Source organism: Acinetobacter sp. V2 (genome assembly GCF_001188385.1).
Lineage (GTDB): Bacteria > Pseudomonadota > Gammaproteobacteria > Pseudomonadales > Moraxellaceae > Acinetobacter > Acinetobacter oleivorans.
Genome location: NZ_JZFB01000003.1, coordinates 189,858 through 201,200 on the forward strand (window position 1 = coordinate 189,858; position 11,343 = coordinate 201,200).

At 36.9% G+C, this 11,343-nt stretch carries 12 protein-coding genes, 1 other RNA gene and 1 pseudogene; 6 read left to right on the forward strand and 8 right to left on the reverse strand.

From position 1 onward, the window contains the following. Positions 1-792 (forward strand): annotated as a pseudogene (locus UC75_RS21425) (glutamate dehydrogenase); the annotation flags it as partial. A 54-nt stretch (positions 793-846) separates the two neighbouring features. Here UC75_RS21425 and UC75_RS11810 read toward each other — a convergent pair. From UC75_RS11810 to UC75_RS11830, 5 genes are all read right to left on the reverse strand, one after another. Further along, positions 847-1,956 carry an META and DUF4377 domain-containing protein gene (locus UC75_RS11810; protein WP_023274298.1) on the reverse strand — a complete coding sequence of 370 codons (1,110 nt, stop codon included), beginning with the start codon at positions 1,954-1,956 and terminating at the stop codon, positions 847-849. A gap of 171 nt (positions 1,957-2,127) precedes the next feature. Continuing rightward, positions 2,128-2,904, reverse strand: coding sequence for a DODA-type extradiol aromatic ring-opening family dioxygenase (locus UC75_RS11815; protein ID WP_049837700.1), 777 nt, complete (start codon positions 2,902-2,904; stop codon positions 2,128-2,130). Positions 2,905-3,016: 112 nt separating this feature from the next. Next, positions 3,017-3,496: a 23S rRNA (pseudouridine(1915)-N(3))-methyltransferase RlmH gene (gene rlmH / locus UC75_RS11820; RefSeq protein ID WP_004793934.1), complete on the reverse strand. Its 480-nt coding sequence runs from the start codon at positions 3,494-3,496 to the stop codon at positions 3,017-3,019. A gap of 304 nt (positions 3,497-3,800) precedes the next feature. After that, positions 3,801-6,230 carry an endopeptidase La gene (gene lon / locus UC75_RS11825; protein ID WP_005303397.1) on the reverse strand — a complete coding sequence of 810 codons (2,430 nt, stop codon included), beginning with the start codon at positions 6,228-6,230 and terminating at the stop codon, positions 3,801-3,803. 455 nt (positions 6,231-6,685) lie between these two features. Then, a complete protein-coding gene (locus tag UC75_RS11830) occupies positions 6,686-7,270 on the reverse strand; it encodes a 5-formyltetrahydrofolate cyclo-ligase (protein WP_049837701.1) in 585 nt (194 codons plus the stop codon). A gap of 223 nt (positions 7,271-7,493) precedes the next feature. Between UC75_RS11830 and UC75_RS11835 the strand changes: the two genes are divergently transcribed. The 3 genes from UC75_RS11835 (at position 7,494) to UC75_RS11840 (ending at position 8,480) form a co-directional block, all read left to right on the forward strand. Next, a complete protein-coding gene (locus UC75_RS11835) occupies positions 7,494-7,838 on the forward strand; it encodes a hypothetical protein (RefSeq protein ID WP_049837702.1) in 345 nt (114 codons plus the stop codon). A 113-nt stretch (positions 7,839-7,951) separates the two neighbouring features. Then, on the forward strand, positions 7,952-8,065 hold the full coding sequence (locus UC75_RS18885) for a hypothetical protein (RefSeq protein WP_004793930.1): 114 nt from the start codon (positions 7,952-7,954) through the stop codon (positions 8,063-8,065). A 94-nt stretch (positions 8,066-8,159) separates the two neighbouring features. After that, positions 8,160-8,480 carry a hypothetical protein gene (locus tag UC75_RS11840; RefSeq protein WP_049837703.1) on the forward strand — a complete coding sequence of 107 codons (321 nt, stop codon included), beginning with the start codon at positions 8,160-8,162 and terminating at the stop codon, positions 8,478-8,480. Between the two features lie 132 nt (positions 8,481-8,612). On the opposite strand, the gene ssrS is transcribed toward UC75_RS11840, so the two are convergent. The 3 genes from ssrS to UC75_RS11850 all read right to left on the reverse strand — a co-directional run bounded on the left by ssrS (position 8,613) and on the right by UC75_RS11850 (position 9,827). Further along, positions 8,613-8,796, reverse strand: a non-coding RNA gene (ssrS, locus tag UC75_RS18890) — 6S RNA. A 189-nt stretch (positions 8,797-8,985) separates the two neighbouring features. Beyond that, positions 8,986-9,270 carry a cell division protein ZapA gene (locus tag UC75_RS11845; protein WP_003652859.1) on the reverse strand — a complete coding sequence of 95 codons (285 nt, stop codon included), beginning with the start codon at positions 9,268-9,270 and terminating at the stop codon, positions 8,986-8,988. Beyond that, positions 9,267-9,827 carry a hypothetical protein gene (locus tag UC75_RS11850; RefSeq protein ID WP_049837704.1) on the reverse strand — a complete coding sequence of 187 codons (561 nt, stop codon included), beginning with the start codon at positions 9,825-9,827 and terminating at the stop codon, positions 9,267-9,269. Before UC75_RS11850 ends, UC75_RS11845 begins: the two co-directional genes overlap by 4 nt. A gap of 64 nt (positions 9,828-9,891) precedes the next feature. Between UC75_RS11850 and UC75_RS11855 the strand changes: the two genes are divergently transcribed. Then, complete coding sequence (locus UC75_RS11855; protein WP_013198594.1) at positions 9,892-10,521, forward strand: UPF0149 family protein; 630 nt, start codon at positions 9,892-9,894, stop codon at positions 10,519-10,521. A 67-nt stretch (positions 10,522-10,588) separates the two neighbouring features. Beyond that, the coding region (locus tag UC75_RS21430) for an aminopeptidase P N-terminal domain-containing protein (RefSeq protein WP_228137317.1) at positions 10,589-11,343 on the forward strand (755 nt) is incomplete at its 3' end.

The window sequence follows — 11,343 nt, forward strand, 5'->3', positions numbered from 1 at the left end:
CTGAGCAATGACACCGCTTGTGTCTTTACCGGTAAGGGAATTTCATTTGGTGGTAGCTTAATGCGTCCTGAAGCAACTGGCTATGGTACGGTTTATTTTGCAGAGGAAATGCTCAAAGCACGTGGACAATCTTTTGCTGGTAAAACTGTTTCAGTATCTGGCTCTGGTAACGTTGCACAATATGCAGCAGAGAAGGCCATGTTCTTAGGGGCAAAAGTTGTTACTTTATCTGACTCTAACGGCACAGTTTATGTAAAAAATGGTTTTACAGATGAGTTGCTTGTTGAAGTCATGAATCTTAAAAACGTTAAACGTGGTCGTATTTCTGAGTTTGCTTCTAAACATGGTTTTGAATATTTTGAAGGAAAAACGCCTTGGCATATTCCTGTCGATATTGCTTTACCATGTGCTACGCAAAATGAATTAACAGGTGAAGATGCTAAAACGCTTATTGCAAATGGTGTAATTTGTGTGGCTGAAGGCGCTAATATGCCATCTACACTTGAAGCAGTTGAACACTTCATTGAAGCTAAAATTTTGTATGCACCAGGAAAAGCATCTAATGCGGGTGGGGTGGCAACATCTGGTTTAGAAATGTCTCAAAATGCAATTCGTTTAAGCTGGACACATGCTGAGGTCGATGAACGTTTACATGCAATTATGAAAGACATTCATGCGAATTGTGTAAGATACGGTACTAAAGAAGACGGCACTGTTAATTATGTTGATGGTGCCAATATTGCAGGTTTTGTAAAAGTGGCTGATGCAATGCTTGCTCAAGGTATTTTCTAAAAATAGAAATAAAAAATCCGATGCAAAAGCATCGGATTTTTTTAGTCTAAAAACTTATTTTTTAGGTTTTTTAACTAATTCTTGCTCAACAACCATATCTAATACATCAGCTTGACTAGATTGGTCTGCTGCTGGGTTTTTCACTTCAAAACGTTTTACACGTAAAATTACGCGTTGATCTGGATTGTGTTCAAAACCTTCAATTTGGCCATAATATAATGACCAGTTTTTGTCAGCGTAAGTTTTAACGCCTTTGTCATCATATTTAATTTCACGAACTTGCATACAAGTTTGTGGTGCAACACCAGTACATGATTTAGTTTGTGGAGCAACTTCTAGGAAAACAGTTTTTCCTTCAGATTGATATTTTGCTTCAGGTGTCATTTTACCAGTAAAGGTATATTTTTGACCTTGAGCATCAGATACCGTTAGTGTTGGTTGGTCAACGTTTGTAGTGTTGAGTTCAAATGGAATCGCACGTTTTTGGAAAAGGCTGCTAGAAAATTGTTCCTGTTTCATTAAAGCAGGTTCACACGCCATCATTGTTGACATTACATCAGCAGTTACGATGGTATTGTTTTCAACTTTCCAAGTTGTTCCTTGGCGGTTACAACCCGTTGCGATTGATAAACGGTCGTTGGTAAAGTTAAGAACGATAGGTTTTTTTGTATTTTCAGGCTGATAAGACCAAGAGTAGTCGGTTAAAGCTTGAGTATTCACTGCTTTTTGACCTTGGAAAATATGCTTTTGACCAGTTTTGTCTGTCACGCTTAAAATCACCTGACCATTATTGTTGCTAATTTCGATTGGTAATTTTGCGTCACTAAAGATGCTATTCGACAATTGTTCTTGTTTCATTAAATCATCTTGGCAAGCCATCATTGTTGAAACAAGGTTAGATGTAACAAGTTGGTTACCTTCAACTTTCCAAGTACCGCCTTGGCCATTACAACCTGTATTGATTGCTAATTTGCCATCTGCATTAAAGTTAAGGATAAGTGGTTTAGAAGCTTTTACATTTTGATAAGTCCAAGCATATTCACCTAAAGTGGCTGCAAGGTTTTGTTGTTGCTCAGATACAATTGGAGCAGGAGTAGTGGTAACTGTTTGACACGCCATCAAAGAAAAAGGTAATAACGCAAGAATTAAATATTTAATTTTCATTTAAAAAAACTTCAAGTAAAAAAACAACAGCAATAAGCTTAAAACATTCTTAAAAAAAGAAAATGTAAACATTTGATTGTTTCGGTTTTTAAAATGTATAAGTTTGTAAGTTATTCTAATTTTCAACAAAAATAATGGTATACCCCCGCGAAACGGGGTATTTGCTAATAATTAATCAAAACGATAGATATCCATGCCTAGCGAGCCCATTGTGAAGCTGCTGTGAACAATCGTAAAACGATTGCCTGTACCCATAGCAAAAAACAACGGGGCAAAATGTTCAAGGGTAGGATGATTACGTTTTACATAGGGCAATGATTGCCAGTCTAGTACACCATCATAATCTTGATGGGTAAGTTTATTCACAACAGCATTTCTAAAAGTTGAGGCCCATTCTGGAACTTTAGAGTTGTCTCCTTGCCAAGATAGCTCTGCAAGGTTATGAGTGATACTGCCTGAACCAATGAGTAAAATCTGTTTGTCACGTAAAGGCGCTAGTGTTTGTCCTATGCGATAAATTTCTTGTGCGCTTAAATTGGTTGGCAAAGAAATCTCGACCACAGGAATGTCTGCATCAGGATACATATGCAATAGAGGCATCCATACGCCATGGTCACGAGGACGCGTACTATTCGCATGTGCAACTAAATGAGCTTCTGCCAGTAATTTTAAGATTTCTTCAGCAAGTTCTGGTTGCCCAGGTGCGCTGTAGCGAATTTCATATAACTCTTTAGGAAAGCCGCGGAAGTCATGCCATGTTTCAGGACGAGTCGAAATACTCACTTCAAGTGCTTTACTTTCCCAATGCGCCGACATCACAATGATTGCCTTTGGTACGGGAAGGTTAGCTCCTAAGCGGTGTAGAGCAGGGCCTACTTGTTCTGGATCAAGTGCAAGCATGGGTGAACCATGTGAAATAAACAGTCCGGGAAGGGGTTGTAGTTCCATTGCATTACACCTGAGTTAAAAAGCAGAATAATAGTTATTATGCCAAAAACAGGACATGTTAAAAGTATCCTGATTTCAACGGATTGTTCCTAAAATGAAACGGTTGTTGTTTTTATGCACGGTGATAGGGATGATTATGATTAATAGTCATTGCCCGATATAGCTGCTCAATGAGTAAAACACGTACCAAAGGATGGGGCATTGTGAGTTTTGAAAGTGACCAATGCCATGCGGCAGCTTTACGTACTTGATCTGATAAACCATCTGGTCCACCAATAGCAAGTGCTACATCATTGCCTTCAAGCATCCACTGTTTCATTGTGTCAGCTAGCTTTTCTGTGCTGAGTTCTCGGCCACCGACCTCTAGAGCAATTAAAGTTTCATTCGGTTTTAAAGCATTTAAAATACTTTCACCTTCAATTTGACAATATTTTAAAATATCCGCTTCTGAATCATTCTTACCACGTTTGGCCATAGGAAGTTCAATGACTTGAGTTTGCACAAAAGGTTGAATACGTTTGAAGTAATCTTCAAAACCAGTGAGAACCCAAGCAGGCATTTTTTGACCAATGGTCAGAATACGAATTTTCATATTATCTATTCATTTAAAACAGCTGGCGCATTATACCTGAGGAAGAGATAAGTTCGTGGTAGTAAAATAGGCATAAAAAACGCAGTCCAAAAAACGGTGTTGGACTGCGATCAAATGATCATCTGTCTGGAGTTCAGATGATCATAGAGAATAAAACAAGGCTATCTATAAAATAATAGATAACGAAGAATACTTAATTTAATTAAATACTCTTAATACCTATTATGAGGATGGTTGGATATTTTTCAATCAAATTGTGTAACAAAAAAAAGAGAGCCGAAGCTCTCTTTTTTTCGCATTTTAATTAGTGACGTGCTGCTTTTGAACCTTCCACCGGTTTTACAATCGGTGTTTTAGGTAAAGGCTTGGGCATCGAAACTAATGCTAAAGGCAAGATGTCATCAATACTTTTCACAGCTTTGATTTCTAAACCTTCTTTAACATTGGCTGGAATTTCTGCCAAATCACGAACGTTATCTTGTGGAATAAATACAAGTTTAATTCCACCGCGGTGTGCTGCAAGAAGTTTTTCTTTTAAGCCACCAATACGCATTGCACGACCACCTAAGCTTGTTTCACCAGTCATTGCAATATCAGGACGAATCGCAATACCTGTAAATGCTGATACAAGCGCAGTTGTTAATGCTAAACCAGCAGATGGACCATCTTTTGGTGTTGCACCTTCAGGTAAGTGAACGTGTACATCAGTTTCTTCAAAACGAGAAGCTTCAATACCTAGCTCATCGGCACGTGTGCGTACTAAAGTCATTGCTGTAGTAATAGATTCTTTCATTACATCACCGAGTGAGCCAGTTGTAATGAATTTACCTTTACCTTTGACGGCTGCAACTTCAATAGTAAGCAACTCACCACCTACAGATGTCCAAGCTAGACCATTTACGCGGCCTACTTGCGCTTCATCTTCTGCAATACCAAAGTCAAACTTGTGTGGACCTAAGTATTCTGGAAGATTGGCAGAAGTCACATCAAGTTGTAAGTTTTTAGACTTTTTACTTACTGCTTCTTTTACCACTTTACGCGCAATTTTAGACACTTCACGTTCTAAACTACGTACACCCGCTTCACGTGTATAGCGCTGAACAATGTCACGAATCGCTTCTTCATGAATTGTTAACTCTTTTGCGCGCAGACCATTGTTCTTAATCGCTTTTGGAACAAGGTAACGTTCAGCAATGTTAACTTTTTCATCTTCGGTATAACCCGGTAGACGAATAACTTCCATACGGTCAAGCAATGCCTCAGGAATATTCATGCTGTTTGCAGTACAGATGAACATCACTTCAGATAGGTCAAGATCAAGATCTAAATAGTGATCGTTGAACTTACTGTTTTGTGATGGATCTAATACTTCAAGCAATGCAGAAGCAGGATCACCACGGTAGTCTTGTGCCATCTTGTCAATTTCGTCGAGTAAGAACAGTGGGTTCTTCACGCCAACTTTTGTTAAAGACTGCACGATTTTACCTGGCATCGCACCAATATAAGTACGACGGTGACCACGAATTTCAGCTTCGTCACGTACGCCACCAAGTGCCATACGAACAAACTCACGACCTGTTGCTTTCGCAACTGATTCACCAAGCGAAGTTTTACCTACACCAGGAGGGCCTACTAAACATAGGATAGGACCTTTGAGTTTTTTAACACGAGACTGAACCGCTAAGTATTCAACAATACGATCTTTAACGTCATCTAAGCCGTAGTGATCTGTATCAAGAATCTCTTGAGCTTTCGCAAGGTTAATGCTGACTTTGCTCGCCTTATTCCACGGCGTATCTAAAATTACTTCTAGATAGTTACGTACAACAGCCGCTTCACTAGATGCAGGTTGCATTGCTTTAAGCTTACGGAACTCAGCTTCAGCTTTTTTACGTACATGTTCAGGTAAATCAGCTTCAGTAAGACGTTTTTCTATTTCAGCAACGTCATCTTCAGCGCCACCATTCATGTCAGAAAGTTCACGTTGAATGACTTTCATTTTTTCATTTAGAAAGTATTCACGTTGGTTTTTTTCCATTTGGCGTTTTACGCTGTCATGCAAAGTTTGTTCAATTTGCTGTTCGGCAGATTGATTAACCAGGTAGCTCATAAGCTCTTGCAAATGTGCTTCAAATTCATCGTGCTCTAAAAACTTCTGTTTAATTTCAATATTTAGAGGTACACGTGTTGCCACGAAGAACATAAGCTGTAGCAAGTCTTCAATTTTATTAGCAGCTGCAACCAGTTCACGTGCATTACGTAATTTTGCTTCAGCATATTGAGCAAATAAATTACGCAACTCTTGTAAACGAGTTTCTTGAGTAGCTTTATCTACGTTAATTGTCATTGGACTTAAGCTATGCTCAGCAGTCAAATGGCTATCTTCATCGATAATTTTTTCAAGCTTAGAGCGCTGTAACCCTTCAATCAGTACTTTGATACAGTTTTCATCATTCTCATGATTTACGACCTGAACAATCTTAGCGACAGTTCCGTACTGATAAAGGTTATCGTGATCAATATCTTCTGTAAGCGAATCTTTTTGCGCAACTACAAATACTAAATTGTCACTGTTACGAGCCACATCAACTGCATTGATCGATTTTTCACGACCCACGAATAACGCAATTTGCATGTGTGGGTAGACCACTACATCACGTAACGCTAAAAGTGGTAATACACTTGGAACCTGAGGCTCTAAGTCAGTTTTTTCATTCATAATAAGTTCAGACATGGGCACTCCTAATGAGTGACAACGAGGTTGCCATGTTTTTTATAGTGATGTGTATTTCAAAAATTACAAGGGCCTCTCTATAGAAAATGTGGAAAAAATGACTAATTTAGTCAACTTTTTTATTAAAATATTATGAATCAACGGATTAATTCTTAAGAAGAATAAAATTTTGTAGAAAGGATGAGTAATTTAGCTTAATAATTATGAAATATTCATATAGTAAAAAAGACGTTTGGATAGAAAACAACCATTTTCTTATGCCATTTATCGGCATTGTATAATTAACAATAATGCAAAACTTATTTAATATTGAACATTAAATAGCCGTGTTACTATAAGTTGGTAAATCGGTCTGTCACGTAGAAGTAACCATCCTTAGGGTGGTTACTTTTTCGTTTTAAGGGACTAAAAAGTAAAAGGATATATTTTAAGTTTTATAAATTTTCATATAAATATTATCTTTTAAAATAATAAATATGTTGAGGGGTGAGTAAAGCATCTAAGGGTTGATCCCAGCTTTGACGTTTTAAAGTATGCTCAATAAATTGAAATTGATGAGCCATTCCCAAACGATAAGGTCTATGTTTTGCACTAGCCAATGTACGGTCATAATAGCCGCCTCCCATACCAATACGCGTACCGTATTGATCACAAGCTAAAAGTGGCATTAACAGTAAATCAAGTTTTGATACATGTTTTCCTCTTGTTGCCATGGGTTCTTTCATACCCAATGGATGATGGGAAAAACGTCGATTTAAATATTGGTTTCTAGATATTTTTACCCAAACTAAATGTTGATTCATAGAACAAATCATAGGTAAATAAACTTGTTTATTTTTTTTAAAACATAATTTTATGATCAGATCTGTATGAACTTCTCCGAAGGCATGCAGATATAAACCAATTTTTTTTGATGAATGAAAAATAGCAAGACTGTTTAAATGATGCAGAACATTAAGCTGAGCTTTTTTTTGCTCTAAGGGGGATAAAGAGCGTCTTTTAGATCTTAAATTTTTTCTAATAAAACTAAGTTCATTCATGCGTAAATCTAACAAAGATTTGAGATCAGTCGAGCAAAATTATACCTATTTTTCTTAAGATTTATGGAAATAGAGAACTAATTAAGAAATAACTTTAAATTTATTTGATGCGATGTATGTTCTTTAGCGATAAAAAATTCTATTTCTTTACGTATTACCAGTATTTATTTACATTTAATCAGATAAGAATATTTAGAAGGATGAATGTGAAATTGTTAAGCCTATGAAGTTAAAAATTTTAACCATTACAATAAGCGCCGTATTGATGCTAGGCGGGTGTACAAAACAAACAGAACCTGAAGCTGCTGAAGTTGACTATAAAGCTCAATTTGAAGAGTCTGACCGTAAAATTGGAGAGTTTTTAGATCAACTGGATAATCCGAATACACCACAAGAAGTTAAAATCAAAATCTTGTGCCATGATTATCCTGAGGTTTATAAAACCCAATATATGCCTGCATTAATTAAAATTTCACCTAAACCTTATACCGAAGAAAAATTATTGTCAGATTTGAAGAGTGCAACTGATTACTACAAAGATGCCTTTGCGATTCGATGTAATCAATAATTAATTGATGGTTTAAATCTCAAAAAATCCGATAAGTGTGAATTGATTGGCATTATTAAGTTGTGGTAAATTTCATTTTGTCTTTATAGTTGCTAATTTAGGGGGTTCTAGATATGGAAATCTTGAAATTCTTACAGAGTTTTAATACGGTTGGTACATACTTAACGATTGCTTCAACTGTTTTAGCTGGGCTTATTATTTATTTTTACGTGATTAATCCAGCGTAATCTTTTAAAAAAGAAATAGTAAGAGATCTTCTATTTCTTTTTTTTATAATTAAATTTTTTTATAAATTTCAAACTATAAAAATAAGGTAGGGTCATGAAGTTTAAATTATTTTTTCTTAGTTTTTTAGCTTTAGGATGTCATGCCGACGACAATGTAAGTGATCCTGATATTTGTAATGTAGTAAAAAAAGTCGCTTATACTGTCATGGAAGCACGTCAACAAAAAGTTCCATCTCAAGACTTGCAACAGATAGCGAATGGTCTTGAAGACCCAAAAGCCAAACAACTTTACCAAGATTTAATTAATTCAGCTTACTCTGCCAAAGTATTTAGAACTAGTTTCTTTAAAAGAAAGGCAATAGAAGATTTTCAAACAGGCTGGTATGAAGAGTGTCTTAATAGAAATAAAAAATAATATTAGAGAAGGCGGAGTAAATTAATCAACTAAGCTGCAATTTAATGTTTAAAAAGAAAATTTTAGACTGAAAGGTCTGTATGGAAAGCTAAATTAAAATAAATATTTTGAATTTTTCTTAAAGTTAAAACTAAATGCTCCGAAGATGCCGCTGCATGTGTCGTTACCCTGAACCCGATGAGTTCAAGGTGGACGCGACGTATACTTGCTGGGTTTCCTACACGAGGGTAGGCATACACTCTAAATATACAGAACACATCCATAAGTTTAAGTATCGGCAGGGGAATAGACCCGCTGGCGAACATCCCAGAGACAGTTTAAGTATAACCGATCTGACCATGTTGGCAATCACCTAAACCTCTGGAACTGTAAACTTAGTTTGCGTTTGATGAAGCTTTGTACATTAACAGGCATAAAATAATTTCAATTACGCTTAATAGTGCCAATAAAAAACGCCTTGCATCTATTATTCATAGAGCAAGGCGTTTTTGTATGGATAATTTATTTAAACAATTTGTTCAACATCATCCAATATCGTTTGCAGTAAACGTTCACAGTGAGTGTATTCTTGCAAAGACTTATTAAGGCTCAGTACTTCTTGAGTCAATTGTAGAGCAACCATAATGACCAGTTTGTTGTGCTCAACACGTGGGGCACTACGACGCATCTCATTAAATTTCTCATTGAGAAGTTCTGCTGCACGTTCAAGTTCATCTTTTTTGTCTAAAGTAGTTGCGAGTCTAAAGGTCTGCTCAATCAGCCTAAGCTCTACCATGACTTGTTCACTCATGATTGGGTCTCCTCACCAGTTTCAGCATTAGGATGGGCAAGCTGCTGAATTTCTTGAGCATGCTGATCTTGAGCAGTGCCTAAAATTCCTAAACGTTGAATAATCGCTTCAACTTTTGATTTAGCAAGCTCATTTTTTTGTAACAAACGATCACGATCTTGTTGTAAATCATGAAGCTCTTGTTGAGTTTGACGCTGGTGGGCTTGTAACTTTTCTTTTGCAACACGTAATTCATTGCGCTCGGCAAGAATTTCTTGAAAACGATTTTTTAAATCAGTCGTACTTTTTTCTAATCGGCTATAACGTTCCGCAAGTGTGTTAGCATCCTGATTCAACTGTTGAAATTGACTTTTTAACTGAGATAGTTGCTCAGTTACCGACTCAATTTCCTCTTGTTTTTTAGTGATAATACTATTTTTTTGCACAACTTGTGCGTGATGCTCTGTTTCAGCCAGTTCTTTAGCTTCTGAGAGTGCCGCATGTTCACTCTCTAAATGATGTAAGCGTGTTTTTAATACGCTAATATGCGCTTGTAGCCGCTGTAATTGTTCTAACATAACGAGGTCGCACAGAATTGCAATCAAAGGTAATATATACAAAGTATAGAGATTGGATAAACGAATGCAAGACGATATTTCAGGCTGGACAGATTGGAACGCTCATTTTGAAGGAATTGAAGAAATTTCAAGCCCTAGTGAGTTACATGGTCTATTAACAGGTATTGTTTGTGTGACAGAAGCGCCAACGCGTGAACAATGGTCACAAATTTTAACAACCCTTAATGTGCCAGAGTTAAGTGAAGATGCTCTAACACTTTTAACTGATGAAGCAGAAGATGTTATTCATGCGTTATCTGAAGATGAATTAGATTATTTACCTATGCTTCCTGACGATGACCATTTACTTCAAGAGCGTGTACAAGCTTTATCAGATTGGTGTGCAGGCGTTGTATTAGGTTTTGGATTGGCATCGGGTCATATCCGTCCAGATGAACTTGAGTTGATTGAGAACCTTCAAGATATTGCAGCAGTCGAATTTGAAGACTCTGACAATGATGAAGAAGGTGAAAGCAGCTACGAAGAATTATATGAATTTGTACGCTTAATTCCTGTAAGTTTATCTATTGGCAGAAAAAAAATTACTGTAGCTGAAAGTTCTTTATTGAAAAAATTTCATGCAAAAAGTAAATCTGCTGCTGTAGACACAGAACAAAATATTGTAGAAATGTTTACTCCACATCGCCCAAGCTAATTGAGGCGATGTGTTATTGGTTGTATTTTATTTTTTGACTTTAAAATTCTAAATCAAGTAGATCATTATGAAATTGCCTCAAGCTGATTTTCGACATCGTAGAGACCGTCTGGCAGAAAAAATGGGTCCAAACAGCATTGCAATTATTGCAACGCGTGAAGAAATGTACCGTAATCGTGATGCGGATTATAAATTCCGTGCCGATAGTAGTTTTTTCTATTTGACGGGCTTTGCTGAGCCTGAGGCAGTTGCTGTCATTGAAACCTTCGACGATGAAGAATATAGCTATAGTCTTTTTTGCCGTGAACGTAATCGCGAGATGGAGATCTGGAATGGTTTCCGTGCTGGAGTTGATGGTGCAGTTGAAGACTACGATGCTGATGAAGCATATGTCATTGATTTGCTTGATGAAGAAATTATTGAAAAATTATTAAATAAAGAGCGTCTTTATTATCGGATTGGGCACGATGCTGAGTTTGACGCGCGCGTGAGCCAGTGGATTAAAAAAGCAGATGCCGAGCACCGACATGAAAACGCTCCCGCTCAATTGCTACAGCTTGACCGTATTGTTGATGAAATGCGTTTAGTTAAGTCACCACAAGAACTTGAGCTAATGCAAATTGCTGCAAATATTAGTGCTGAAGCGCATACGCGTGCGATGCAAACGGTACACCCAGAAATGATGGAATATGCTCTTGAAGCTGAACTCAATTATATTTTTGGGAAAAATGGCTGTGTTCCGTCTTATAACAGTATTGTAGGCGGTGGAGCTAATGCTTGTGTTTTACATTATGTTGAAAATAACAAGCCACTCAAAGATGG